Here is a 26441-nt window from a genome sequence, read left to right on the forward strand (position 1 = left end):
TGATGAAAAGCTGTCTTCGCCATTTGTCCGGTTTGTCGGGACTTGTTGTACTTCTTTTCCTCTGGTGGCTTGGAACAGATGTTTTGAGCGCCAAAAACAGCTTTGCAAGCCGCTTTTCGGTTGAGGAAACATTGCCGACTTTATGGCACTTGTTAACCGGCTCGGACTTATTTCTTCACGCTCTCATCAGCCTTAAACGCATTGTTGTCGGTTTGGTTTTTGCGCTCATCATCGGTGTGCCTGTCGGGCTTTTGATCGGCGCAAAACCATGGGTGGAAAGAGCAACCGGTCCGGCATTCCAGTTTCTGCGCATGATTTCGCCTTTGTCATGGATGCCGATTGCCGTCATGGTTTTCGGCATTGGCGACAAGCCGATCTATTTTCTTCTTACCTTTGCAACTGTCTGGCCGATTATGTTCAACACGGCAGCAGGTGTCAAACAACTTGACCGGCATTTTCTGCTGGTTGCAAAAAGCCTTGCTGCAACACAAAGTGAAACATTGCTCTATGTGGTTTTTCCAGGGATTCTGAGCCATATGATGACGGGGATCCGTTTGGCTATCGGCATTGCATGGATTATCATTGTGCCTTGTGAAATGTTGGGTGTCTCGGCAGGCCTTGGCTATTTCATTCTCGATACACGCGACCGGCTTGCTTATCCTGAGCTGATGTCAACCATCCTGCTTATCGGATTGATCGGCTATTTGCTTGATAGCGCGGTTCGTGCGGCTGCCCGCCGCCTTGGCTGATCTTAACCGCTACTCGGTTGATAAAGAAGACTTGAACCGGATTTTAAAAGGACGGGAATGAAAATCCCCCTCCTTTACATGAGTGTTTAAAAAAACCGGATAAAACATATATGGGGATGAATAGCCGCAATAATATCCACCACATGAGCATTGCTAACGGTTGATGTTCCTTGAAAATCCTGACTGTGGTAAACGGAAAGGACAAGAACAGGTAGTCAAATTTTTTTTGCGTTTCCCTTACTCGCCCGATGTTTTCCGCAAACCCAAGCAAGAAAAAATAGCCATTGTTTTGCCAGCTCTTTGCGCGGGTGTTTTCACTTTGGTTTTGCCACCCTTTGACGAACGGAGTTCTATTCCGGTTTTGCGTTCTTCTGCTGGTTTTTTTCAAATTTTTCCAATGCGTCGCAGTTGCTTTTTCCCCAATCAAACAGCATTTCAACCGGCTCGCAAAATCTTTTTCCAAGCGGGGTGAGCGAATATTCAACCTTGGGGGGAACAACCGTATAGACATGGCGGCGAACGAGCCCCCCTTGTTCAAGATCACGCAATGTCTGGATCATCATTTTTTTGGAAATTCCGGGTAAAGCGCGTTGCAGTTCACCAGTGCGACATTTTCCATTCGGCCAATGGAACAATGCGTGCAAAAGCATACTTTTCCACTTGACCGAAAATAATTCCATAATTCTTCGTGCCGGACAGGTTTCGACAAAGATAAGGTTTTCATTGGTGTTTTTCGGCATAATAGTCACCTTTTAGTATCTATGTCCCTAACAAGTACCTTCTAGCATATTTTTCACTACTCACCTAGCTGTTTTACTATATCGAACAAATCAGGGAATATCATTATGCCAGTTGCTTTATGGGCTTTTGCAATCGCCGCTTTCGGTATCGGCACAACAGAATATATTATTTCCGGCCTTTTACCTGCCATTCAGGCAGATTTTCATATTTCGGTTTCGGCTGCCGGTTTCATGGCAACCTCTTATGCATTGGGTGTATTTTTCGGAACACCGATCATCATCATATTGGGAAGCAATGTCGAAAAGAAAAAACTGCTGCTTATTGCATTGACATTTTTCATCGTCGGAAATTTTCTGACGGCGCTTGCACCCAATTTCACCACCGCCATTTTCGGGCGGGTTATCAATTCGCTTTGCCACGGGGTTTTCATCGGTATTGCTTCTGTGCTTGCCGCCGACCTTGTCCCTCAAGAAAAGCGAACCAGCGCAATCGCCTTCATGTTCAGCGGCATGACAGCCGCCAATTTCATTGGCGTTCCTGCCGGTACATGGTTCAGCCATGTAACGTCATGGCGTACCACTTTTTATCTCATTACGCTTATCGGTGTGCTTGCTTTTATTGCAACGTCGAGACTGGTTCCAAAACAGCCACAACATCATGAACAATCATTGAAAAATGAACTTTTTGTTTTTGGCGATGTTCATGTTCTTCTTGCCATGGGCATTACTATTTTAGGCCCCGCAGCATTTTTCACCTCGATTACCTATATTGCCCCGATGGCCAAAGAGCTTGGTCATTTTTCCGATCAGGGTGTTACATTTCTTCTGTTCATTTTTGGCGGAGGCTTGTTTGTCGGCAATTATTTGGGTGGCAAATTTGCCGACCGTGCATTGATGCCGGTTCTTTATATTACGCTCTTCGCTCAAGCCGTTGTGATGCTGTTTTTCTACTTTACAATTGGCAACAAAATTGCCGATGTATTCTCTATATTTTTCATGGCTGCTTTCGGTTTTGCGAGCGTCTCGCCAATCCAGCGCCTTGTTATGGATAGAGCAAAAGCTGCCGGCGGTGCCAATCTTGCTTCGGCAGTCAATATCGGCTTTTTCAACCTCGGTAATGCGCTGGGTTCATGGCTCGGTGGTTTGGTGATCGCCCTTGGCTTCGGCTATGCCTCGCCGAACTGGGCAGGTGCCGGCCTTTCATTTGCAGCACTTTTCCTCGCTGTTCTCTCAAGCCTTTTTGCAAAACGTCAGGCGAAACACGAGATGACGGAAAGTTGCCCGTCAAGCTACAAATAAAGAATTGACTGTAGGGGGCAATCAAGCCCTCTCACTCGGCGGGGCATTTCAGTCCCCGCTTTTCCCTCCTTCGGGAGGGGAAAAATATAATGCATGATCTAACCACAAGGCCAGAGCTATAAGGCAAGACCAAACAAAATGACATGCAGCATCTTATGAAAGATTATCATTTATCGCCATCTTCAAAAGTTTGAAAAATGACGGCGGAAGCCTTTGGCAATTCCAGCAATTTTATAATCAGTGTCGTTAAAATAACCGGACACGAACATTTCAAAGCCGGATGATTTTTTCTATCGCCGGAACAGGTTTAACGTCTCTTCCGGAAGTCCAAGAAAATCTCAAACTTTCCCACTCCGCAGCAATCAAAATATTAAATATGTCGCGCTTCAATATTAAATATCTCATGCTTCCGGTTTTTAAACTGCCCTCCCCCTGCTATGCGGAAGCGTTACGAATGATAAAATGCCTGTGGTTTAAACCGACTGGAAATCAGCGCCAGCCGTCAACAAGTCGTCGGGTATAAGTCTTGAATATTTAGATTAAAGCAGTGCTCAAATCGACCGGTATAAATCACTGAATATTCAAATCACCCGCGTTCGAGCCAACCGATGTAAGTTTTGAGTGTCGGCATTGACAGGCTTTCAAGCCGACTGATGTAAATCGTTAAGGCATCACAGTAACAAACTTTCAAACCGACTGATATAAATCACTGACGTTTCAAAACGCCCGACTTCCAAGCCAGCTGATGTAAATCTTCAAACGTCCAAACCGGCAAGCTTTCAAGCCGGTCGATGTTCATGTCTCCTTCTATCGAAGTCAATCTGTGTCAAAGTCTACCCACATTCAAGCGGCGTAGGCGTTAATTAAGGTTCAAGCAGTATACGCTTCGGTTAGCCTTCAAGCAGTTTAGAAACAGCCCCACATTCAAACAGCTTAGACGATGAGCATCAAAGTCAATTAACCTTCACGCAGTTTCGATGAACACAGAAATCGACCGACATTTCTTACCCGAAAATCACATTGTCCGATCAAGGTTTTCAATCTTGAAAATTCCACTTTCATTTAAACTTGGATAATTGGATAGCTCTGAGCATGTCGGTTTCCCTGATCGCTGTTCAGGTAAAATTTTCTCTATATAGCGTTAGCAAGCGATATGATTCACATCACAATGATATTTTGGAAAAATATTCCTCTAAAATAGAGCTAGAAGTTTCGTTGATTGTTCAAAATTCCTGTTTTAACTACTGTTTTAGGAAATTTTTCAATTTTCCGCTCGCAACCGGAATATTTTTCTTCCACGTTGCTTCATAGCGGATTTGTATCGGGCGCTCATCCTGATCGCACAAAATATAACGTTGGCCGGATGTCATGGTGATTGCCGATTTTGGCAGGAGTGCTGCGCCCAGCCCGCAATGTGCCCAGTTTTCCAGTTCACGATAGGAAACTGTTTTACCGGTATATTCTTTCAGAACATGATTGTGGTGCCCGAACATTTCCCTGATAAACTTGGTCAATCCGGATTCGTCGTCGACCATGACAAAAACTTCATCGGCAATATCGGAAAAATGCACCACATTGACATTTCTGATCGGCTTTGCCGTGCTCGGTATGAAATAAAGCGGCTCTTCATAAAGAAACTCGCTTGCTCTTGTCGGCTTTTTTTCCGGCGCAACATCAAAGACAAAATCGACTTCGCCTTGCTCCAGCAAGTCTATGAGATCGCCGCTATTGCGTTCGCATAACACAATTTCGCTGTCCGGATTTCGAGAGCGAAAATCATTCATAACGGCTGAAAGATATTGGCAGCTCATCAAAGGCGATTTGCCAATTCTGATAACGTTTGTTTCCTGATTGTTGAATTTTTTGCTTTCGTCGACAAGATTGAAATTAGCCTCGATCAGCTTTTCGATATAGGGCATAATATGTTGCCCGAAAGGGGTAAGGCCGACACGGCGCGTCGTGCGCGAGAAAATGCGTGCCTGAAACTCGTCTTCAAGCTGGGCAATGCTGTTTGACAAGGTTGGCTGCGTCACGTGGCAGTTTTTTGCCGCCACAGTAAAATTGCCTGTCTGTGCCACAGCGAGAACATAATTCAATTGTGCCAGATTCATCAGTCGTTCCCCAAGTGTTCCCTCTTATAATTTATAGCTTAAAGAAATAAATCACATTTGCAAATACAATTTTTAAAACGCGTTCCGCTCTTGTATAAAAAGCTCAAGAGCTCATACCTATATAATTATCATTCATTCGATAACGCCTAATCCTGAAATACAAAGAAGTGAGGACGTAAGTGTTTGCGGCAATTCTGCCGCAACGATCTTATATGTTTTGACTGTGAAAGCGGGTCAAATTGATATGGAAAATGAAAGAGCCGGTCTCCAGCCAAGGCTTACCCTGCCGCAAATCATATTCAGTCTTTTGCCGCTCTTCTGGATTGCCGAAGCTGCTTTATTAAGCCTGATTGTTGCCAAAGCAGACGGGGCGTTATCAACCATTATCATTGCCGGTTGCGCTATTATTGTACTTGCAGCAATCAAAGCTTGTCTCGGCTATTATAGCGAACTTGACCTTTTCAAAAATTCCCGCGAGAACCTGAATGGGTGGCGCAAACGCGGCTTGACCCACCTCAATTTTCTTTCTCCTCTAAGTAAAAAACGTATGCCGGGCGGCGAGGCAGCCAATATTCTTGTCGATCAGGGAGAGACACTCGTTTCATGGGATGCGAAATACCGCCCCCTGATGGTGCGCGCTGCTGTTGTTCCCGTTGTCATCCTTTGTCTGATATTGCCGTTTTCATGGCTTGCCTGTTTGCTGCTTTTTATAACTGCACCGATCATCCCGCTCTTTTGGGCCATTATCGGCGCCAAAGCTCAAAAAGCGGCAAAAGAGCAATGGCAGGAAATGGGCGAGATGAACGGCTATCTGCTTGATCGTTTGCGCGGCATAAAGACATTGCGCATTCTTGATGCCACTTTCTGGAGTGCGAAACGCCTTGCCCGCCAATCCGACGACCTCATCACACGCACAATGAAGGTGTTACGCATTGCTTTTTTGTCGTCGGCAGTGCTGGAACTTTTTTCGGCTCTCGGTGTCGCTTTGATGGCCGTCTATATCGGTTTTCATCTTTTAGGTGTCATTACCATCGGCTTTTGGGGAAACAAGCTCAGCCTTGCCGAAGGCCTTTTCATTCTTTTGCTTGCTCCGAGTTTTTTTGAACCCTTGCGCGAACTTGCAAGTGTCTGGCACGACCGTGTTGCAGGTAAAGCGGCCATGGAAAATTTCACAAAACTTGTTGGCGAAGGAGAGACGATTGTTCATCAATCTTCTAATGTTGAGCAATTACCAAATGTTCAACAATCACCTGTTGTTCAGCCATCATATGACAGCAAGCCAAAAGAAATAGCTTCCCCGAAAAGTGGCACTGCAATCGAAATTGATAATATCTCATTCGGTTTCATTCCCGAAAAACCGGTTTTCAAAAACTTTTCACTCAAAATCGGCAGGCAAGAAAAAGTTGCACTCACAGGAAAAAGTGGTGCGGGAAAATCGGTCTTGCTTGCGCTCATTGCCGGTCTCATTCAGGCCGACAAGGGGGTAATCAAAGTCAACGGCTTGACCGTCAATGGCGCAAATATAGATGAAATCCGAGCCAAAATCGGCTGGATGGGAGCAAAACCCTATTGGTTCGACCAGTCAATTTTGTCCAATATAACATTCAACAGAAAATTCGATAATATTGACGATTATCTTGATCTTGCCAATTTGCACGATTTCGCCAATGAGCGCAAATACCAGCGCCTTGGTGAAGGTGGAACCGGCGTTTCGGGTGGGGAAGCCGCCCGCCTTTCTTTGGTGCGGCTGGCACTGGAAAAAGACCGCAATATCCTTCTCATTGACGAACCGACTGCCCATCTCGACCCTGAAAGTGCAAAGATTGTTATAGATGCGCTCATAAAAATTTCCGGAGGAAATAGCCTTCTTGTTGCGACCCACGATCCGGAACTTTTCAAGCGTATGGACAGGGTGATCGAACTTTCTCCGGAAGTGAATTGCAGGGAGAGCGAAAGATGAAAACAATTCTCGCTCTCATTGCGCCTCGCGATAAAATTATCCGCAAAAAAATGCTGTGGGGGCTTCTCTTTGCCATTCTCACAGCCCTTTCGACAATCGGTCTTCTTTGCTTATCCGGCTGGTTTATTACAGCAACCGGAATAGCCGGCTTAACGATTGCGGCAACACGTGTTTTCGATGTTTTTATGCCCTCGGCTGCGATACGGTTTTTTGCGCTTTTGAGAACCGGTGCACGCTACGCAGAACGGCTTGTCAATCATGATGCGACATTCATGCAAAGTAGAGGCCTGCGGCTGCAACTCTTCAAAACGATTGCCCAAAGAAAATCCTTGCGTGATCTTGCCATGCGTCCGGCACGGCTGTTGCACCGTCTAACCGGCGATATTGATAGTTACGAGCTTATTTATCTGAAACTCATCGTCCCTTCCATTGTTGCACTGGTTGCAATTTTTACAATTATAGCCGTGCTTTCTTCCGTTCATTTGGGCTTGGGGCTTGGCTTCGGACTTGTTATTTTTGCCACTGTCATTGTTTTTTCCTGCCTTTCCATAAAACTTGACGAAAAGCGTTCAGCCTCTCTTGCAATACGCCGTGAAAGCCTGCGCACACGTGTGATCGCACTTCTTTCCGGCCAGACCGACCTTGTTATGAATGGCTGCCAGCAATCTTTCACCAATCATGTCATGAACACGGAAGACAGCCTTGCAACAAGTGATGTTTCGTTGAAAAGACGGCAACTCGCCCTTGAAGCAATCAGTGCTTTTGTCGACAAGCTCATTTTTGTCGGGCTTATTCTCACAAGCGTTCTCCTCTATCGCTACGGTTCGATCAGTCTGCCGCTTGCTGTACTTTCTATATTGGCTGCACTGACACTTTATGACCTTGTCAAACCGCTTTATCAGGGCTCTAGTGAGATTGGCCGCTATATATTGGCGTTGCGCAGACTTTCGCCCTTTGTCGAAAGTGGAAATACCAACCCCGCCAAACCTCGCGAAGAGTTACCGCCATGTAGTTATGTAGCTGTGGCCGACATCAAGCGGGCAAGTTACGAGCCACAATTACCGGCAGTTTTGAACGATATTCATTTCACGGTCAGTGCGGGAGAAAAAATAGCCTTTGTTGGCCCCAATGGTGCTGGCAAAAGTTCGCTTATTTCGCTCTTCATGACAAAAGATATGATTGTCGAGGGAAAAATTGCAGCGATAAAAGCAGCATTATTGGAACAAAATACCTATATATTTAGAGACACTCTGCATGAGAACCTGAAACTTGCCAATGTGACCGCCTCTGACGAAGACATGGTCGAGGCCATGGAGCGCGCGGGGCTACACGACTATCTCGATAATCTCAAAGACGGCCTTTATAGCAGCGTCGGTGAAAACCAGACCGGTCTTTCAACCGGTCAGGCTCGACGCTTCGCATTGGCACGCCTTTTCCTGCAGAAACGCGACCTGTGGCTACTTGATGAGCCGACAGAGAATATAGATGGCGGAACCGCCCGCGATATTCTTGAGCGCATGAAGCACTATGGGCGTGAAAAAAGCTGGCTCCTTGTCACCCACCTGAAACGGGAAGCAACCTGTTGCGACCGCATCATCACACTCGATCACACCCGCATCACCGGCGACTATGAGCGGTCGAGCGAAAACTATCAACGCGTTTTAGAAAGTTTACGCGAGGACAATTATGACAAACACTCAATGTAAGGACTTGAATTATGGATATTGACATTGTCAGCCTATCACGGTTCCAATTCGCCGCGACTGCGCTTTACCATTTTCTGTTTGTCCCACTCACACTAGGATTATCAATCCTGCTTGCCATTATGGAAAGCGTCTATGTCATGACAGGTCGAACGATCTGGCGGGATATGACCAAGTTTTGGGGACTGCTGTTTGGTATAAATTTTGCGCTGGGGGTCGCAACCGGCGTGGTTATGGAATTCCAGTTCGGCATGAACTGGAGCTATTATAGCCATTATGTCGGCGATATTTTCGGCGCACCTTTGGCTATTGAAGCTTTGATGGCTTTCTTTCTGGAAGCAACTTTTGTCGGCCTGTTCTTCTTCGGATGGGACCGCATGTCAAAGGTTAAACACCTGATTGCCACATGGTGCGTGGCTTTCGGCTCCAACTTCTCGGCTTTGTGGATTCTGGTTGCCAATGGCTGGATGCAAAATCCGGTTGCCTCCACCTTCAACCCGCAAACCATGCGTATGGAAATGGGCGACTTCGCCTCGGTTGTTTTGAACCCTGTTGCACAAGCGAAATTCGTTCACACAGTTTCAGCCGGTTATACAACCGCCGCTGCTTTCGTTCTTGGCGTTTCAGCCTGGTACCTGTTGAGAGGTCGCTATAAAGAAATTGCCAAACGCTCGATGACAGTTGCGGCATCATTCGGTCTTGCTGCTTCGCTTTCCGTTGTAGTTCTCGGGGATGAAAGCGGCTACCTTTCCGGCGAACACCAGAAAATGAAACTCGCTGCTATCGAAGCCATGTGGGATACCGAAAAAGCTCCGGCTTCTTTCACATTGTTCGGTCTTCCCGATGTCAAAAACCGCGAAACCCATTTTGCTATCCACATTCCGTGGGTCATGGGCATTATCGGCACACGTTCTTTTGACGAACAGATCCCCGGCATCAAGGATCTTGTTGCACAATCGGAAAAAGAAATCAGACAAGGTATCCTTGCTTATGATGCACTGGAAAAAATCCAGCAGGCAAAAGGCGCAGCCGTTCCGCAAGAAACAATCGACCAGTTTGAAAATAACGGTCGTTCACTCGGTTATGCACTTTTGTTGAAACGCTATGTCGATGATCCGCGTACAGCAACAGACGACCAGATCAGCAAAGCGGCATGGGACCTTGTTCCGGAAGTTCCGGTTATCTTCTGGGCTTTCCGTATCATGGTTGCCTGTGGTTTTGCCCTTATCCTGATTATGGCGACATTCTTCTATCTGTCAGCACGTCATCGTTTGGAAAACAGGCGTTGGTTGCTTAAACTTGCTGTTTGCGCCATCGCACTTCCATGGATTTCTGTCGAATGTGGATGGGTTGTTGCCGAAATCGGACGTCAGCCCTGGATTATCGAAGGAATTCTTCCGACCGCCGTTGCCGTTTCAAACCTCGGCGTTACGACAGTGTTCCTGACAATTTGCGGCTTTGTTGCCCTCTATACTGCGCTTCTCGTTGTCGAAGTCCGCTTGATGCTGAAATATATCAGAAAAGGTCCGGACGTTCTTAACGAGCACAGCGAGGTTCAAAACAACGCCTCTGCCACAGCATTATCTTAAAGGATAAAATCATGATTTTGCACGATTTGATTTCATATGACGTGTTACGTATCATATGGTGGCTGCTGCTTGGCATTGTGCTTGTCGGCTTTGCAGTCATGGACGGTTTCGATCTGGGAACCGGTATGTTGCTTCCCTTTGTGGGCAAGACCGATCTTGAACGACGCATCGTCATCAACACGGTCGGGCCGGTTTGGGAAGGCAATCAGGTATGGTTGATTTTGGCAGGCGGTGCAATCTTTGCCGCTTGGCCACAACTTTACGCTGTTTCGTTTTCGGGCTTTTATATTGCCATGTTCCTTGTGCTCGTTGGCATTATTCTGCGCCCTGTCGGCTTCAAATACCGCAGCAAACGCGAAAGCAAAACCTGGCGGTCAACCTGGGACTGGCTGCTTTTCGTCGGTGGCTTTGTGCCAAGCCTGATTTTCGGCGTTGCAATGGGCAATGTACTTCAAGGTGTTCCCTTCGAGATTAAACCCGATATGCAGGTTTTCTATCGCGGCTCGTTCTTCGGACTGTTGAACCCGTTTGCAATCCTTTGCGGGGTTCTCTCGATTGTCATGCTGCTCACCCACGGGGCAAGCTGGCTTGCTGTCAAAACAGACGATCCGATTTTCAGCCGTGTACGCAAAATCGGCATGATTACCGGTGTTCTCACAACCATTCTTTATGGTTTGTGCGGGCTTTTGTTGAACCTTGCAACAACCGGCTATCATATTACCGGTGGTGTGGTTGCCAATGGCCCTTCAAACCCGTTGATGAAACAGATTGCAACCAATGCTTCAGGTTGGCTTGACAATTACCATCAAACACCGATCTTGTGGCTTGTTCCGATTATCGGACTTGTTGCACCGCTGTTGGCAGTGGCATGTCTTTCCATGAGAAAACCGGTCCTTGCCATTATCACAAACGGACTTGGCATTGCCGGCATTATCGCAAGCGTTGGCATTGCAATGTTCCCGTTCATCCTGCCTTCAACAATTGATCCGGTGATGAGCCTTACGGTATGGGATTCTTCCTCAAGCCATTTCACCCTCTTTGTCATGCTGATTGTCGCGGTCATTTTTGTTCCGACAGTCTTGGCCTACACAAGCTGGGTTTACAAAATCCTTTGGGGAAAAGTCAGCGTCAAAACAATCGAAGGAAACAAGCAATCCTATTGATTGCTACTCTTGAAAGGAAATTCCATGTGGTATTTTTCATGGGCTCTCGGCCTTCCGCTTGCTGCCGCTTTCGCAATATTGAATGCGATGTGGTATGAATTGACAGACGACAGCGCCAAACAAAATAAAGGCGAGAATAAATCCGAATAGCCTGAAAAAAAACAAAAATCATTGCCGCGGAAAGCTCTTTGCTCTCCGCGGCATTTTATTTTTCTCACAGAATTTTCTTCCCTGATCGCCGTTTTAAAAAGCCCGACTACCGGTCTATTCGCTTTTCAATTTATGCACTCTGAAATCATCGCTATTGAGCAGCCAGATTTTTTAACCATTTCCGCAGGCGGTTTCTCGCATTGGAATAGGGAGAAGAGGTGTTCAATTGGATCATCCTCCCCATTGTCCATTTTCCGCACCACTCTTTTTCGTAAAGCTCTTTGTTATTCCGTTTGGAAATTTCGACAATAATTTGGTCTTTTGCCTGACAAAGCCGATCAACAAGATCAGCAAAAGGAACATTCTGATAATCGGAATAAAATTTTTTGGCGAGTTCACCAAGTTCATTCCACTTGAAGCCGGTTTCAGGAAAATCGACGGGTTCGCCCTTTTCATCCCTTTTCAACCATTTCAGGACAAGCCTGTTCCACCCCAAAAGATAGGCAACGAGATTTGAAACACTCATAAGCTCGCCTTTAGAATGCCCCTCCATGAACGGTAAACCGGAAACATCTGCCGGTACTTTACGCAAATCTTCAGCAAGTTTGGAAAAAGCCGTTTCAATTGCATTCAGCAATTCATCTTTATTTTGCGGTATAGACATTGTTCCCTCGCCTGACGCTTACGAAAATAGCGTAACAGTTTTTCAATGCAAGAATAGAGCCGCTCGGATTCTTGTTCGAGATTTCTATGAACAATCGATAATAAAACCCGTTCATGTCTAAACTTGCAAAATTCCTCGCCACTAACCGACATCGGATTGAAGTTGACTGATAATTGAAAAATTTCACAATGATTTTTTTCTCCCTCAGTCCGGCCAAGAGAAAACAAAATGATTGTCAATTGCACTTCAAATATCGAATTCTTAAGAAATAAGGAATGTGGTTTGAAGCTTTTTGCAGTAAAAGCCGGTTTATAGCGAAAATATATGGAACACAGCCTGTCAAATGAAGAGTTAAATACGCATGTCTTTTATGATGGAGCCGTATTGTTTGGTTGCCTGCTCGTAGACATCATATCGGGGTTCTTTAATCGCTGAATCAAACCACTCCTCCATGGCAGGCAATTGTAATAATTTATCCAGATAGTTTCGGGATCTTGTATTTAAAGGTAAGTTATATGCCCGAACTCTAAATGCAACGGGGCAGAAAAATGCATCAACAGCAGTAAATTCGTGCCCCGAAAGATAAGGCCCACCGAATTGATCCAGCCCACTTTCAAATAACTCGTCGATACGGTCAATGTCCTTCTTGAGGTTTTCGGGTATTTCATTCAATTTCACTTCGACGGAGCAGTTCATCTGGCATTGTGTTCTCAACGCCTCGAAAGAAGAATGCATTTCTGCTGCTGCGCTTCGGGCCCAAGCTCTTGCACGACGATCCATTGGCCAAACACTGTCATGTTTTTCAAAAAGATATTCGACTATCGCAAGACTATCCCAAATGATGGTATCGTTATCATAGAGAACCGGCACCCTACCTGATGGAGAAAAGGTTTTGAAATCGCGATAGGTGGTGTCCCCTGAAAGAAAATGTTGGCTTTCTTTAAATGGTATTTGCAGTGTCTTTAGAAGAACCCACGGTCTTAGGGACCACGACGAATAGTTCTTATTTGCGATGTAAAGCGTATACATTATTTTTTATCCTTGTTCAGTCGAGGACTTATTGAGTTCAGCAATTCTTTTACAGTTGTGGTTGCTACTTCATACGGCTTTAAATCACCGTAAATATTATAATTAACAATCAATCCTTCCAGTATAATCATGATTACTGAAGCGACTTGATCTGTTTTTTCCTTGCAATCAGGCTCTATCACCTGATGAATCAGGTTATAAATAGAATCCTTATGTTTTTTTACGATTGCAGAAATCTGTTCATTCGTTTTTCCGAACTCTTCCGAAGCTTTTATAAACATACAGCCAAAAAAATCGGGTTCGGTAAACCACTTTTTATGCCACTCCAGAATAGCGGTGACTTTTGAAACAGCTCCGTCAGGCGCTTGGTCGACATAAGTTTGTAAGCTTTCCATAAAATTATCATCTCGAAGCTTTAACACTTCCTCTATGAGACCATTTTTTGTCCCGAACTGGGCGTATAATGTCGGCTTTGCAATCTTTGCTTCCCCTACTATCCGGTCCACACCAACATTGGCGTAACCATGTTCATTGAACAGTCGCAAGGCGGTTTCCAATAAAACCTGTCTTTTACTTACCCGTTGCCCTGCCTCTTTTTTTGATGGCATTTCTTTAGTTAGTGTCATTATTCTACCTTAAGCCATTTTTTTAGAAAAATATTTCCATTTACACGCAACATCTATGATTGCGGCATATTGATAATTTACTTACAGGTCTGTTAAGTTTCAAAAATAACAGACAGGTCTGTTAAGTATTAACATTAATCTCATTCTTATTAAAAATTCAACCCCTTACCGGAGAAATAGCTAAATGAGTGATCTTACCGATGCCCCCAAAAGCCGAATGACACTTTTCCTTACCTCGAAAACGCCGGCCAGACCTTCGTCATTGCAAATTCTGACAGGATTTGCCGGTGGCATGGTCAGCATATTAATTTTGGCATTTATGGCCGGACATTATCATGTTCCGCTCATCATGGCTCCCTTTGGCGCCACATGCGTATTGCTCTACGCATTGCCCGAATCTCCGCTGGCGCAGCCTGGAAGCGTGATAGGAGGTCATCTTCTTTCGACATTCGTAGGCTTGGCTGTTTTCCACCTGATCGGTCACGGGGTTTGGGAAACGGGTCTTGCTGTCGGTTTGGCTATAGGTCTCATGCAGTTCACCAGAACCATTCATGCTCCCGCCGGCGCGGATCCCATAGTCGTGTTTTTGGCGAGTTGTCCTGGTTGGTCATTTTTATTCGCACCTGTTTTTCTTGGCTCTATCATTCTTGTTGCTATTGCATTCGTTGTGAACAACATAGGCGCGGGTAAAAACTGGCCAAAATATTGGTGGTAATTGCGCCTTATATCTCGTTGCAAACTTCAAATAAATTAAGTTCGCAGCGCAAGAACCTGATTGCAGAAAAGATTGCAGATATTACGCACGTCCTATTGCGAAAAAACATCAAACTTATAGTGGTCAATATTCGGAAGAGTTGTGGCTATTACCATGCGTTTGAACGAGTGCCAAATACCGCCGCGTTCAGACCAGACATTTGATAACTGAAGGTGCAAATACGTCGGAAGAGATGGAAAATCGGCTTTTTCAGACCAACAAAGTCCTTTCAGGCAACTTAAGGACGGATATTCAAAGGCCACATTATTTATTCCTAACGCGGCTTCATTTATTCGTAACGCGGCTTCCTGCTGCGGCTTGCAATTACAACACGTTATCCCGACAAGCAACGAGCAAGTAACAATGACAGAAGTTGCCATTAAGTCATATACTTAGCAAAGTGAAAGGAATGATACGTCAACTGTTGATTGTAGCCAGTGATCGTATCATCATTCCAAGGCAGAAAGAGGCTACAATGCTTGAAGATTTGGAGTTTAGCGCCTGTCAGTCGTCACTTAATAAAAATCTATGCATCGAGACATTTTGCAAAACGCTTTCTACCGGCCCCCTTCCTCCTCTCTTTATTTTTTACCCTTTTGAACCACTTTCTGCAAAAGACAATACTTTATTCCATGAATCCTCATTGGCAAATGCATTGCGTTCCGGCGTTCCGCCGCCGGTACTCACCTTTTTGGAAACCGGATGGCTATAACTGATGGCAGTGGTCGGAACATATGGAAAGACGATTGCATGTCCCGCACCCGAATAGTCATACCATTCGACATTATAAGGGTAGTTTGATGCTGCAAGTCGGTTTACAACCATTGAACAATAGAAACTTGAAGGCCAGGAACCATCATCTGTAGCCGATAGCAAAATGATCGGACTTTTAATATTTTCTACCTTTATGCGTGCGCGTTCCACTGCCTCGTCGTCTGCCAAAGCCGTGCGCAATGCCAATTCATGGCGGTGCGGCTCAGGGCCATTGTCAAACGGTTCCCATGTTGCTGTCCGGTTACCATCAATCAAATGCGTTAAGGGTTTGCCGTCTTTCAACCATGCCGGACCGTTTCGGCCAACTGCCGGATCGGATGCATTTTGACCACTGTGAACCACACTGCCGGGAAGGTAGGCAATGACAGCGGAAATGTCTTCGGGATAAAGGCTGGCGATTAACAAAGCCAATTCACCACCGCGCGATTGACCGGCAATTGCCACAAAATTATCGCGAGGACGAACCTCCTGATGTAAAAAATCCAGACCTTTTTTGAAATATTCGAGCGGCGTATTTGAAATATAATTCGATAATCCCTCTACTTTGAAATACCCCAATGCAAATGCTGCATAACCATGGGAAGCCCAAATTGCCGCCCTCGGTTCATTTATACCACCACCAGAACCATTCAGAATTAAAATGGAAGGAAACGGCCCCTCTCCGGCGGGAAGACATAACGTTCCAACCAAACCATTTTTATGAATCCGTTCAATACGAATATCCGGTTTGCATAAATATTGAATCATCACATCCGAAACGACATCATTTTTATTCTTGACCTCGATATGGGTGACGAGCTCATCACGAACATCCGGCGGGAAAATTTCGGTTACATTTTTATTTTCAGGCCGTTGTGACCATATAAGCCCCATCGGCTTCACTCCGGTGTAATCACCGTCGAATGGCGCATCGCGCGAAGTATCGACTGTTCCATCCGGTGCGGCAATAAAAAGTGCTCGACTACGCCAACAATTTTCCCTGCGCATGGTTCGGCTATTGATCTCGACAACCGAAGAAGGTTTGGCGCCCTCGACCAGAATATGGCGGCTTTCGTCGATCAATGCGCTTTTGGGTGTGATTGTCAGTTTCAATTGGGTTGTCATGAGTTCGAGCCTACATATTTTTGATAAATATTAGTTATATTTATAATTATTATTCAATTTTATAACAATTTTATCATTTATTTATGTTCATTGTAACGTATATTATTATCCACTATTATTACAAAATATAATAATAGTGGATATTTATATTATAAAATAAATGGCTTATTCATTTATTTTTTCTACCATTTGTGCAACTGTTCTATCACTCGTTAAAGGTGTCACCTTTAAACCTTTGCGCGTTGCCCAGATATTTTTGTAGTGGTAGAGGGGAATAGCGGCCACATCATCATTGATAATTTCGACTGCACGGTCCATGATTCTGGCGCGTTCCGTATCATCGAAAGTTTCGGTATATTTCGCCAGAATTTGATCCAAGGCTTCGCTTGAGTAATGCCCCCAGTTCGACGCGCCGAGACCTTTTTCCGGAGAGACTGTAGCATAAACATTGACCAGCGCATACGAGCCTTCGCCCGTACCATTCCCCCAGGCCAACATCGTCATAGCATAGTCATTTGAACGTGCTTTCGAGGCATAAACCGCCCATGGCACAACTTCCACCTTGGTTTTTACGCCGATCCTTGTCCAGAACTGAGCCACAGCCTGAGCTGTCTCAGGTCCGAGCGGATAACGATCGGACGGCACGTGTATAATCATCTGGAAACCTTCAGGATAGCCGGCGTCGGCCAATAATTTTTTTGCCTTATCAACATCGAATGCGATTTTATTGAAGCGGGCATTGTAACCCGGCGCGCCTTCGGGCATCCATTGGCTGGCGACTGTTGCCGAATTCTGTAAAACGCGATCAACAATAATATCACGATTGATGGCTATATTCAGTGCTTGACGGACGCGAACATCTGTTAGCGGATTTTTATCAAGAGCTTGGCCATTATTATCCTTGATATAGGCATTCGGAGCCGGATTGAAACTCGGTTGCAACAGCATTACCCGCAAACCCGGATATTCGTAGACATTGACTTTTTCATTTTTCCGCAAACGGACAAGATCGGACGCAGAAATTTTATCAATAACATCCACATCTCCGGCCAATAAGGCTGCCGTACGCGATGCGGGATTTGCAATGTAGCGGTAAATCACATTGTCCCAAGGGCTTTTACCATTAAAATATGTGTCACTGCGTGTCATGGTAACAACGTCGCCTGGAACATATGATTGGAATTTGAAAGGCCCCGTGCCCACCATCGCTTTACCGGAATTGTAGTCGTCGGTGGTTGCGTTTTCACCAATGTGTTTACTGACAATATGAACAGAAGCCACATTGAGCGGTATATCGGGATTTGGTACTGTTGTTTTAATAATCAGCGTATGCGGATCTTTGGCTTCGACAGATGCAATCGTGCGTAAATAACCGGAGAAACTCGCAACCGATCCCGGAACGTTTCGTGCACGTTGATAGGAAAAAATAATGTCGTCGGCAGTAAGCGGTGTACCATCCTGCCATTTTACATCATCTCGTAATTTGAATTCCCATGTGTTGTCGTCCAACGTTTTCCAGCTTGAAGCCAAATCTGGCTCAACGCGATTATCTCTGATCTGCGTTAGAAAATTCCAGAAGTGTAAATCGTTCGAGCGGTCACCGGCGTGATTGTTCAATTGCGGATCCATTGACGAGATCGGATCGGCAAAGCCTATCTTCAAATCATCTGCCGATGCAGTATAATTCATAACGACCAGTAAGGTGGCCGCAATAGATGTCAATAATTTCTTCATTGTCTCTCCATTTCAGCCCTGGTTCGTTTTGTTTCGGGCTTATTCTTGTCGATCTGTTAAAGTTGGTCGTTCAAATGGCATGCACTCAAATGTTTGGGGGCCACCTCCCTTAGTTTTGGTCGTTCTGTTTTGCAGCGTTCGATTGCAAAAGGACAACGTGGATGAAAATGACACCCCGAAGGTGGATGGTTAGGGCTTGGTATTTCACCTTTTAGCGGTGCAAAAACATGTTTGCGGCGATCAATGCGTGGAATATTTTCCAACAAAGCTTTTGTATAAGGGTGATTGGCAAAGCGAAAAATGTCTTCGACAGGTGCGCTTTCAACAATTCGCCCCAAATACATGATTATGACACGATCGGAAATATGCTCGACCACTCCCAGATCATGACTGATAAAGAGATAACTGAGATTGAATTTTTCTCGCAGATCTATAAACAGATTTAACACTTGAGCTTGAATAGAAACATCAAGTGCGGCAACCGCTTCATCACAAACCAGCATAGACGGTTTCACCGCCAAAGCACGGGCAATGCCGATGCGTTGTCTCTGACCACCACTAAACTGGTGCGGATACCGTTGACGGAACTGCGGATCAAGTCCCGTAAGCTGCATCATCTCCACTACATAATTGTCCACATCTTTAGGTGAACAGAGCTGATGTACGAGCGGAGCATCCCCTATAATCTGATCGACCCTTTGACGCGGGTTGAGGCTTGCATAAGGGTCTTGAAATATCATCTGCACTTCAAGGCGGGCTTTCATTCGCTCTGCCTTGCCCATCTGCTCCAATGTTTTCCCCTTAACCAACCTTGTTCCGTTATCAGGGTGCAGAAGTCCGGCGGCGATGCGGCCAAGCGTTGATTTTCCACAACCGGATTCTCCTACCAGCCCGACCACTTCACCTTCCCCGATAGCCAGCTCTATTCCATCAAGTGCATGCGTTTGTGGAGGGGTATCTGCTAGTCCGGCTCTGATAAATTGACGCTCGAAAAAGCCTGTTTTCCTTCTTCCGAATATTTTTGAAATATTGTGAAGGGCGATCAGAGGCGCAGTCGCTTTTGTGTTTTCTATGCATTCAGACATTTGGCAACAACTCACGACCTGCGACGGCATGATCCGTCATAGTTTTATGGGCAACAAGATCATCTGTTGGATGATAACACCGCACCCACTGGTCGGGTCCCTGCTGCGTCAATTCGGGTTTAGCTTGTTGACATTGCGCGCTTGCCCTTTGGCAACGGTCAAAAAAAGCACATCCTTCAGGCAAATTTGCAAGGCTTGGCGTCATCCCCGGAATTTGGGCAAGGTGATGGCCGCGCGCATTATGACTCGGCAAACTGTTTATCAATCCCGATGTATAAGGATGCTGCGGATGATCGAGAACATTGCTTACAGATCCCTGCTCTACGATACGTCCGGCATACATAACGGCAATTTTATCTGTGAGACCTGCTACAACCGATAGATCATGCGAAATCCAGATCAGGCTCATTCCATAATGGGTGGCCAGTTTTTGAATTTCAGATAAGATCTGCGACTGGATCGTGACATCAAGAGCTGTCGTTGGTTCGTCGGCAATAATCAGTTCAGGTTTATGTAAGAGTGCAATTGCAATCGCTACACGTTGGCGCATTCCACCCGAAAGCTGATGCGGATAAGCTTTTAAACGTTCTTCCGGACTGGGAATGCCGACAAGACCCAATGTGTCGCGTGCCCATTGCCAAGCCTGTTTTCTGCCTACTTTGCTATGGGCAAATATTGCTTCGGTCATTTGTTTTTCAATGCGCATGACAGGATCAAGTGTCATCATCGGATCTTGAAAGATCATTGCAATTTTATTGCCTCGCAATGATCGCATTTCTTTTTCCCGCATCGTTAACAGATCACGCCCTTTAAATAGTATTTTTCCGCCGGCTACTTTTCCGGGCGGGTCAACAAGTCCCATAATTGAAAATCCGGTTACCGACTTTCCCGATCCCGATTCACCGACAAGCCCGAGTATTTCACCGCGCTTGAGAGTGAATGAAACATGGTCAACCGCCGGAAAACTGACACCGCGATTTGAAAATCTCGTTGTTAATTCACAAACATCGAGAAGCACATCACCACATGCCGAAACAGAGGGTAACAATCCCGTCATGAATTGCTCCTCGGATTTAAAACTTCGCGCAACCGGTCACCGACGAGATTGAACGATAATAATAACAGCAATAAAGCTATGCCCGGGTAAAAGCTGATCCAATATCTGCCGGAAAGCAGTTCTTGTGAACCATTATTGATTAAAGCTCCAAGAGAGGGTTCGGTCACGTCGACGCCGACACCTAAAAAACTTAATGTCGCCTCCAATGTAATTGCGCGGGCAATTTGCAAAGTTCCGATAACGATAAGCGGGGGCATACAGTTAGGCAAAATCTGTCTTATCATAATTCTGAAATTGGAAAAACCGAGGCAAGTTGCCGCCTCCACATATTCACGCCGACGTTCAATCAATGCTTGTGAACGCGCTGTACGTGCGTAATAGGTCCATTCCAACAAAATCAGAGTAATAATAACGTTTTCCAGTCCCTTCCCCAGAAAAGCCAATATCATCATCGCAACAAGGATAGAAGGAAACGATAGCATCAAATCGACTGCCCGCATGACGAACGCATCGGTTTTGCCACCAAAATAAGCGGCAACCAGACCTAAAAATATGCCTATCATTCCCGCAGCGGTCGACGCTCCCACACCGACGATAAGACTTGTCCGCAAGCCGTAAATGATGCTTGAAAGAATATCTCTTCCCTGTCCATCGGTACCAAGCAGAAATCTCTGGTCTCCTGCCACTCCCGAAGCTCCAGGAGGTTGCAAAGCGTCCAGAACATCCACTTTGCCGAGATCATAAGGATTTTGCGGAGCAAGCCAGAACGCAAAGATTGCGGCTATAATAAACAACAACGCAATGACAAGTGAAAATGCGGCAAGAGGAGACCTGAAATAATCAACGACATGTCGCTTCCAAGGTGTTTCCTTTAGAAATTGATTTCGAGTATTTTTCATCGACCCGCCTCGATACGAACACGCGGATCCAGTATTTTATAGAGAATATCCACGACCAGATTGATTGAAACAAATATCGATACAATTATCATCAAATAGGTGACGATCACCGGACGATCCAAATTATTGATACTGTCAAGAATTAGCTTTCCCGCACCCGGCCAGGAAAATATACTTTCTGTTACAACAGAAAAGGCAATCATAGAGCCAAATTCCAAACCCAATACGGTAACAAGCGGGATCAGTGTATTGCGCAGAATATGAAATATAATAACCCGTAACGGAGAAAGGCCTTTAGCGCGTGCAAATTTGACAAAGTCAAGCGGCAGAATTTCCTGAACGCCGGCACGTGTTAAACGTATCACCATTGCCAGTTTGAAAAAAGAGATGGTCAATGCAGGCAATAAAAGATGACGCCAGCCATCCAATGTAAAAATAGACCAATCAATACCCAAAATCTCGACTGTTTCGCCTCTTCCACTTGCAGGAAGCCAACCAAGATTGACGCAAAAAAACTGGATCATCAACAGCCCTATCCAAAAGGTCGGGAGAGAAAATCCGAAGATGCTTCCAGCCATAATGAGCCGCGACCAAGGACGTTCAGGTTGTAGGCCCGCTATTGCTCCGAGTAAAACGCCTATGACGACAGCAAAAACCATAGCTACCACGACCAATTCAAAAGTGGCCGGCAAACGTTGCAAAATCAGTGTTACAGCGGGAACGTGATAGGTAAAGCTGTTTCCCAGATTGCCTGATAACAAACCTTTTAAAAAATCAAAATATTGTAAATATAACGGTTTATCCAACCCCATCGCCGCAATAATACGTGCGCGTTCGGTTTGAACCACATCCTGACCAATCAAAATATCAACCGGATTACCAATGGCATGCAGGCCTATGAAAACAATAACAGACATTAAAAATACAATAATCAGAGCTTGAAAAATTCTGATTGCTACCCACAAAACCATATGAAATTCCCGGCTTTACTTAAAATATCTCCAACCCGATGATAAAATACCCCCCAAAGATCGGCGTTGAAGATGCAAAACTTTGACTACAAATTTATTCGGATTTTCCTTTTTATTAGAATTGGCCCTTTTATTAGAATTGCCTTTTTTCAAGTGTAGTTTATTTTCTTGGCTATATTTTATTTATATAAGAAAATGATTGAGAGGAATTTATTTTTGTTTTTTATATTATTATAAGTATTTTTTCTCTTTTTCGCCGTTTATCGAGATAAATGAATCTAGTGTCCGGCATTGTTAGTGCCGTCCTTAAACCGCTTTGCGCGAATGTTCCCTAACAAGCTATGTCCCGTTTCATCCCTGACAGGTATTGATTATGTCAGAGGCATAGAATGGTGAATCAACAAACTGAAAACAGGAGCAATATGCCTCAAGCTAAAAATAGTAACTGCTAATATGAGACTGTTGAAGTTTTATCGAATTGTCTTGGTAATTTAATCTTCAATAAAATCGCGTCCAACAACGAAATAGAGCCTATTAAATCGAGCGGTTTTCCGATAACTGACTCTTATAAGTTTGGATTGAAGCGAATTAAGAGCCGTCAAACATTGTTTTTGATGTCCTGATTTTCTACCGTTTTGTCGCGGATGAAATTTAAAGAGCGAAACTGGCTATCGTGCTGGGCACAGTGCTACTATGGAAATTGACGATCAAAACGCATATTGGTGCTTCTGATCTAAAGAAAATTGTCAAACTCCATGATTTTAAAACCGATAAATCGCCGCTGCTGGAACACGGCTTTTAAATATATTGCCGAAAATATGCATCTGGATAAGCTATCTTAACAATCAATAAACAAAAATCGGAACAAAACTTATCGGAATCGTGTAAGCAAGTATTAACAGACTATGATAAAAGACAAGTGTTCAATATCATTTTTCTTGCAGGTGCTGTCACGCGCTATAAGACATGAAAGATGTAATTGATGTTGAGGTTCATTCAAGATTTAACGAGGACGTAATATTTTAGACTTTGAACATATTACTAATTTCCTGCAGCCTCTCGTCATAGCTACATATAAGTTTTTAGCATCAAGTGAATCTGCATTAAGAACAATTGCAACATCTGCTTCCAAGCCTTTCAACAGAAGAGTGCTCCCAACGGCCCGCTTGGGCAAAGGTCTTCCCAAAATTCTATTTTGTTCTCTAATCCGTATTGCCGCTTCAACAAAAGTTAAGTCGGGATGGTCAACACATAGCTGCATCGCTTTAATGCAGGCTCTTAAAATAGCTGGCCGGTAAGTTTTGACGCCTGACTGCTGATTAATCTTTACTAATAAATCAATAGCATGAGTGAAGGTAGGGCTGTTAAGAAATTCTATAGCAGCCTCTTCAACATCACTAGCTTTTTTCCTTGCGGTCTCCTTCAACAAGCTTCGAACTCTTTTAATTAACTTGCGAGCCTCAACATATGTCATTAAACTCTCAGCAAATATGACGAGCTGTGAAAGAGCTGCTTTTCCATCGCTGACACTATCTAATACAAAAGACTCCGCAAAATTTGTTAAATCGCGTAGGTCTACCGCCTCAACGATTTCCGCGCCATAAACTCTTTTTGCAATTTCATAGCGACTATTTACATTTTTGCTCTCACATATGATTAATACTCCGCCCCCCTTGACTGGAGATTTTTCACGTGACGCGCTGGCTAATTTTTCATAGTCCTCGTCACCATATACCCGTACCCATTTTACTTCTGGAGGAGCTAAACCTAAATCAATCGGCTCACCTCTAAGCAATTTGTTTCTGACTTCAAGCAACCATTGTCCCAATGGTTCGCAACCTGCATTAATCCAGCGCCAAGGCCTATCTAATTCAACCTCTATCGGGAAATATTTACAGACTTCGTTTTCCCAATTTGCTAAACGGTCACTGCCAAAATTAAAAATTGCTTGTAAAGGATCGCCTAGAACACATGTTTTAAGCGAGCGCGAAGCACCACATATGATAGCATGCTGGTAAGAAGAGCAGTCTTGATACTCATCAACAATCAAGTGCGAATAGCTCGCTTGTAAAATATCGTTGATATGGTTTCCTGTTAATAGTTTAGCTGCCGCCTCTCTAATCAGAGGATAATCCCGTTTTGGATTTGCGAGTTTTAATGCACCCGATAGAATACCAGAACGCATAGGGAAAAAGGACACCAATCTTATTGCCCAACCGTCAATAGTGGACAGTCGATATTTTGAAGTCTCCACTTTCAGCCCATTCAACTTTGTCCGCAAAGAGGCAACTCCTGCATTGGTGTGCGTAAGGACCAATACCGGTTTCTTTGCCGGGTTATTTCTTAGAGACTCTGCAATAAGGTGCGTTTTGCCACAACCTGCTGGAGCGGTAACTGTTCCCCTTGTAATCTCTAGAAGACTTGAAAAATTAGGCATTATTTTCAGCCCAACTAAAAAACTCTGTAATTGTTTGGTAAAATATCGGGGCGGATTCAGAAAGATTGGGTGCTATTATTTTCCTCCCGATATATTCCATCGCAGATACATTTTTAAACCATGGGGTACTTTTGGTTTTCGATGCTGCAGAAATCCATTCCTTTGCGTCGCCCCATTCCTTATCCGTGCCTTCGCCTTGTCTAAAAATCTTTTCACAATCGGCAATAGAAAAAATTTTTTTCGAATTTTGCGACACTGTTTGAAAATGGTCTTCTATCAATTCTTTTCCATGTATTTTTATGGCATAGTCAACAATTTTAACAATTTCGTCATCGGAAACGGAAAGAAAAATTGCATCCTCAATGGAATGCCCTTCTTGCCAGGAAAAAACCCGTCCTCCTTTGTCAATGAAACTTTCTTCAGCATCTTTATCAGGGCTTTTGTCATCATCTCGTAAAACGGCCACTCTATAACCTGCATTTATAAGTGGTAGTGCTCTTTTGTAGATGTTATCCACTCCGCCAGCATCGACAAGACAAACCCCAAGGGCATGGATAGAGGGGCTATTGGTGGTTTTAGAGCGGTATTGGTCCAATCCACGTATGAAACCAACTTCACTTGCTCCCTCACATACCAGAATGGCAGAACCTAGAAACGCTTCCAGAAACCTTCTTATTGTTCCTTGGACGTCATCTTCCTCTCCAAAATAAATACAATGATGTTTATCGTCATCGTGCCGCAAAATATATAACTGTTCTGTTGAAAGCTCTCTAAGTGCGGTTGGAGAATGAGTAGTCATAAAAACTTGAAGCGGCGCTTTGGCTCTATCTTCCTTTGCTCCTAATGAATCCAGAAATTTAATAATTCTGTGCGGTTCAAGACCATATTCAAGCTCATCAACCAAAAGTACCGAGGAAGATTCAGCCGCTTTTCTTTGCAATCCGGCAATAAGCAGTCGCGTTGATCCAATTCCGAGATTCTTGAGAGGGACACCATTTGCATCGTGCAGGGAAATAACGCCGCTACTAAACGATATGGAATGGGCATCCAGCATTGCCTTGACATCACCGCCTGTAGGTATGCCTAATTCATCCGTAGTACTCTTAACAGCATCTAATGCTTTAATGAGCTGTTTCTGTGCACTTTCTCCGAATTCAGTACGCACATTCCTCGCTGCCGTAGCCAGTTCAAGCGATGCATCTGCTGTTTCATCGGATAGTTTGTTGAGAATTGAGCCTTTTTTCCAACTTAGGTTATAATCGGAGATATTGCCTATTCGCGTTGGTGAAAGCCGAACACGATCAGCCCAGTTTAGATTGCGCGATAATCCCCGTGCCTGTGCGCGTTCGGAGAGAAGGCTCCATATAGGATCAAGTTCAGCTCCTACGCTCAGATTAACGGAAAGAACTGTTTCCAGACCCGTACGCGGTTCGTCTTCAATATTCTTGTTTTCACTATCAAATCCACGAAGGTACTCTCCATAGGTATCAAGTTTTTTTAAATCATCGCTTAAACTACCAAGGATAATCGTAATACTGATGGGATTTTGTACATCTAAATTATAAAAATCTGTATCGTAAAAGTTAATATTGCGTCTCGCTCCGATGCACATGTCAATAGCATCCAGAAGCGTTGATTTTCCACTATCCCCATGCCCGATTAAACAATTAATGCCGTTTGATGGATACCATTCAAGAGACTTAATTCCACGAAAATTCTGTATCTCGATTTTTCTAATTTTAGCCACGAATAATCATCCCCTATTTGACTAACCTTTGCCGCGAACCCGCATGATCTCATATTATTCAATATGTAAAACTTTAGGTTACATCAGACATCGCTC

General features: G+C 44.5%; 21 protein-coding genes. 8 read left to right on the forward strand and 13 right to left on the reverse strand.

Annotated features, from left to right (window positions below):
- Positions 1 to 2: 2 nt before the first annotated feature.
- Entirely contained in the window at positions 3 to 749 is a 747-nt protein-coding gene (locus tag GQS64_RS11145) for an ABC transporter permease (RefSeq protein ID WP_198231628.1), read from the forward strand.
- 350 nt (positions 750 to 1099) lie between these two features.
- Here GQS64_RS11145 and GQS64_RS11150 read toward each other — a convergent pair whose 3' ends face one another.
- Positions 1100 to 1489, reverse strand: coding sequence for a winged helix-turn-helix transcriptional regulator (locus GQS64_RS11150; protein ID WP_198231629.1), 390 nt, complete (start codon positions 1487 to 1489; stop codon positions 1100 to 1102).
- 105 nt (positions 1490 to 1594) lie between these two features.
- Between GQS64_RS11150 and GQS64_RS11155 the strand changes: the two genes are divergently transcribed.
- Positions 1595 to 2788: an MFS transporter gene (locus GQS64_RS11155; protein WP_198231630.1), complete on the forward strand. Its 1194-nt coding sequence runs from the start codon at positions 1595 to 1597 to the stop codon at positions 2786 to 2788.
- A gap of 1241 nt (positions 2789 to 4029) precedes the next feature.
- On the opposite strand, the gene GQS64_RS11160 is transcribed toward GQS64_RS11155, so the two are convergent.
- A complete protein-coding gene (locus GQS64_RS11160) occupies positions 4030 to 4899 on the reverse strand; it encodes a LysR family transcriptional regulator (protein ID WP_198231631.1) in 870 nt (289 codons plus the stop codon).
- Between the two features lie 244 nt (positions 4900 to 5143).
- Between GQS64_RS11160 and cydD the strand changes: the two genes are divergently transcribed.
- From cydD to cydX, 5 genes are read left to right on the forward strand one after another with little or no spacing between them, the layout of a single operon-like run.
- Positions 5144 to 6859: a thiol reductant ABC exporter subunit CydD gene (cydD, locus tag GQS64_RS11165; RefSeq protein ID WP_198231632.1), complete on the forward strand. Its 1716-nt coding sequence runs from the start codon at positions 5144 to 5146 to the stop codon at positions 6857 to 6859.
- Positions 6856 to 8565, forward strand: a complete 1710-nt coding sequence (locus GQS64_RS11170) for an amino acid ABC transporter ATP-binding/permease protein (RefSeq protein ID WP_198231633.1) — start codon at positions 6856 to 6858, stop codon at positions 8563 to 8565. Before cydD ends, GQS64_RS11170 begins: the two co-directional genes overlap by 4 nt.
- A gap of 11 nt (positions 8566 to 8576) precedes the next feature.
- Entirely contained in the window at positions 8577 to 10151 is a 1575-nt protein-coding gene (locus GQS64_RS11175) for a cytochrome ubiquinol oxidase subunit I (protein ID WP_198231634.1), read from the forward strand.
- An 11-nt stretch (positions 10152 to 10162) separates the two neighbouring features.
- On the forward strand, positions 10163 to 11314 hold the full coding sequence (cydB, locus tag GQS64_RS11180) for a cytochrome d ubiquinol oxidase subunit II (RefSeq protein WP_198231635.1): 1152 nt from the start codon (positions 10163 to 10165) through the stop codon (positions 11312 to 11314).
- A gap of 24 nt (positions 11315 to 11338) precedes the next feature.
- A complete protein-coding gene (gene cydX, locus GQS64_RS11185; protein ID WP_077993656.1) occupies positions 11339 to 11464 on the forward strand; it encodes a cytochrome bd-I oxidase subunit CydX in 126 nt (41 codons plus the stop codon).
- A gap of 151 nt (positions 11465 to 11615) precedes the next feature.
- On the opposite strand, the gene GQS64_RS11190 is transcribed toward cydX, so the two are convergent.
- The 3 genes from GQS64_RS11190 to GQS64_RS11200 form a co-directional block, all read right to left on the reverse strand.
- Positions 11616 to 12128 (reverse strand): ClbS/DfsB family four-helix bundle protein, encoded by a 513-nt coding sequence (locus GQS64_RS11190; RefSeq protein ID WP_198231636.1) that lies wholly within the window; start codon positions 12126 to 12128, stop codon positions 11616 to 11618.
- 351 nt (positions 12129 to 12479) lie between these two features.
- A complete protein-coding gene (locus GQS64_RS11195; protein WP_198231637.1) occupies positions 12480 to 13157 on the reverse strand; it encodes a glutathione S-transferase family protein in 678 nt (225 codons plus the stop codon).
- The gene (locus GQS64_RS11200) at positions 13157 to 13783 is read right to left on the reverse strand and encodes a TetR/AcrR family transcriptional regulator (protein WP_198231638.1); all 627 of its coding nucleotides are present in this window, start codon (positions 13781 to 13783) and stop codon (positions 13157 to 13159) included. Before GQS64_RS11200 ends, GQS64_RS11195 begins: the two co-directional genes overlap by 1 nt.
- A gap of 184 nt (positions 13784 to 13967) precedes the next feature.
- Here GQS64_RS11200 and GQS64_RS11205 point away from each other — a divergent pair, with 184 nt between their 5' ends.
- A complete protein-coding gene (locus tag GQS64_RS11205) occupies positions 13968 to 14498 on the forward strand; it encodes an HPP family protein (protein WP_198231639.1) in 531 nt (176 codons plus the stop codon).
- A gap of 627 nt (positions 14499 to 15125) precedes the next feature.
- Here the strand turns inward: GQS64_RS11205 and GQS64_RS11210 are convergent.
- The 8 genes from GQS64_RS11210 to GQS64_RS11245 all read right to left on the reverse strand — a co-directional run bounded on the left by GQS64_RS11210 (position 15126) and on the right by GQS64_RS11245 (position 26345).
- On the reverse strand, positions 15126 to 16415 hold the full coding sequence (locus tag GQS64_RS11210; RefSeq protein WP_198231640.1) for an acyl-CoA thioester hydrolase/BAAT C-terminal domain-containing protein: 1290 nt from the start codon (positions 16413 to 16415) through the stop codon (positions 15126 to 15128).
- Positions 16416 to 16580: 165 nt separating this feature from the next.
- A complete protein-coding gene (locus GQS64_RS11215; protein WP_198231641.1) occupies positions 16581 to 18149 on the reverse strand; it encodes an ABC transporter substrate-binding protein in 1569 nt (522 codons plus the stop codon).
- A gap of 56 nt (positions 18150 to 18205) precedes the next feature.
- Entirely contained in the window at positions 18206 to 19234 is a 1029-nt protein-coding gene (locus GQS64_RS11220; protein WP_198231642.1) for an ABC transporter ATP-binding protein, read from the reverse strand.
- A complete protein-coding gene (locus tag GQS64_RS11225; protein ID WP_198231643.1) occupies positions 19227 to 20291 on the reverse strand; it encodes an ABC transporter ATP-binding protein in 1065 nt (354 codons plus the stop codon). The genes GQS64_RS11220 and GQS64_RS11225 overlap by 8 nt, the downstream gene beginning before the upstream one ends.
- Positions 20288 to 21190: an ABC transporter permease gene (locus tag GQS64_RS11230; RefSeq protein WP_198231644.1), complete on the reverse strand. Its 903-nt coding sequence runs from the start codon at positions 21188 to 21190 to the stop codon at positions 20288 to 20290. The genes GQS64_RS11225 and GQS64_RS11230 overlap by 4 nt, the downstream gene beginning before the upstream one ends.
- Complete coding sequence (locus GQS64_RS11235; protein ID WP_198231645.1) at positions 21187 to 22161, reverse strand: ABC transporter permease; 975 nt, start codon at positions 22159 to 22161, stop codon at positions 21187 to 21189. The genes GQS64_RS11230 and GQS64_RS11235 overlap by 4 nt, the downstream gene beginning before the upstream one ends.
- A gap of 1003 nt (positions 22162 to 23164) precedes the next feature.
- On the reverse strand, positions 23165 to 24598 hold the full coding sequence (locus tag GQS64_RS11240) for a UvrD-helicase domain-containing protein (RefSeq protein WP_198231646.1): 1434 nt from the start codon (positions 24596 to 24598) through the stop codon (positions 23165 to 23167).
- The gene (locus GQS64_RS11245) at positions 24591 to 26345 is read right to left on the reverse strand and encodes an ATP-dependent nuclease (RefSeq protein ID WP_198231647.1); all 1755 of its coding nucleotides are present in this window, start codon (positions 26343 to 26345) and stop codon (positions 24591 to 24593) included. The genes GQS64_RS11240 and GQS64_RS11245 overlap by 8 nt, the downstream gene beginning before the upstream one ends.
- Positions 26346 to 26441 lie beyond the last annotated feature (96 nt).

Origin of the sequence: Bartonella sp. P0282, from assembly GCF_048452985.1 — a bacterium.
GTDB classification, from domain to species: Bacteria; Pseudomonadota; Alphaproteobacteria; order Rhizobiales; family Rhizobiaceae; genus Bartonella; species Bartonella choladocola.

Bases quoted from the DNA above. Each gene is read 5' to 3' on its own strand.
- GQS64_RS11155 (WP_198231630.1), top strand. From the start codon at position 1,595: ATGCCAGTTGCTTTATGGGCTTTTGCAATCGCCGCTTTCGGTATCGGC.
- GQS64_RS11175 (WP_198231634.1), top strand. From the start codon at position 8,577: ATGGATATTGACATTGTCAGCCTATCACGGTTCCAATTCGCCGCGACT.
- GQS64_RS11240 (WP_198231646.1), bottom strand. From the start codon at position 24,598: ATGCCTAATTTTTCAAGTCTTCTAGAGATTACAAGGGGAACAGTTACC.
- GQS64_RS11210 (WP_198231640.1), bottom strand. From the start codon at position 16,415: ATGACAACCCAATTGAAACTGACAATCACACCCAAAAGCGCATTGATC.
- GQS64_RS11235 (WP_198231645.1), bottom strand. From the start codon at position 22,161: ATGGTTTTGTGGGTAGCAATCAGAATTTTTCAAGCTCTGATTATTGTA.
- GQS64_RS11195 (WP_198231637.1), bottom strand. From the start codon at position 13,157: ATGTATACGCTTTACATCGCAAATAAGAACTATTCGTCGTGGTCCCTA.
- cydD (WP_198231632.1), top strand. From the start codon at position 5,144: ATGGAAAATGAAAGAGCCGGTCTCCAGCCAAGGCTTACCCTGCCGCAA.
- GQS64_RS11150 (WP_198231629.1), bottom strand. From the start codon at position 1,489: ATGCCGAAAAACACCAATGAAAACCTTATCTTTGTCGAAACCTGTCCG.
- GQS64_RS11200 (WP_198231638.1), bottom strand. From the start codon at position 13,783: ATGACACTAACTAAAGAAATGCCATCAAAAAAAGAGGCAGGGCAACGG.
- GQS64_RS11205 (WP_198231639.1), top strand. From the start codon at position 13,968: ATGAGTGATCTTACCGATGCCCCCAAAAGCCGAATGACACTTTTCCTT.
- GQS64_RS11170 (WP_198231633.1), top strand. From the start codon at position 6,856: ATGAAAACAATTCTCGCTCTCATTGCGCCTCGCGATAAAATTATCCGC.
- GQS64_RS11230 (WP_198231644.1), bottom strand. From the start codon at position 21,190: ATGAAAAATACTCGAAATCAATTTCTAAAGGAAACACCTTGGAAGCGA.
- cydX (WP_077993656.1), top strand. From the start codon at position 11,339: ATGTGGTATTTTTCATGGGCTCTCGGCCTTCCGCTTGCTGCCGCTTTC.
- GQS64_RS11225 (WP_198231643.1), bottom strand. From the start codon at position 20,291: ATGACGGGATTGTTACCCTCTGTTTCGGCATGTGGTGATGTGCTTCTC.
- GQS64_RS11220 (WP_198231642.1), bottom strand. From the start codon at position 19,234: ATGTCTGAATGCATAGAAAACACAAAAGCGACTGCGCCTCTGATCGCC.
- cydB (WP_198231635.1), top strand. From the start codon at position 10,163: ATGATTTTGCACGATTTGATTTCATATGACGTGTTACGTATCATATGG.
- GQS64_RS11160 (WP_198231631.1), bottom strand. From the start codon at position 4,899: ATGAATCTGGCACAATTGAATTATGTTCTCGCTGTGGCACAGACAGGC.
- GQS64_RS11215 (WP_198231641.1), bottom strand. From the start codon at position 18,149: ATGAAGAAATTATTGACATCTATTGCGGCCACCTTACTGGTCGTTATG.
- GQS64_RS11145 (WP_198231628.1), top strand. From the start codon at position 3: ATGAAAAGCTGTCTTCGCCATTTGTCCGGTTTGTCGGGACTTGTTGTA.
- GQS64_RS11190 (WP_198231636.1), bottom strand. From the start codon at position 12,128: ATGTCTATACCGCAAAATAAAGATGAATTGCTGAATGCAATTGAAACG.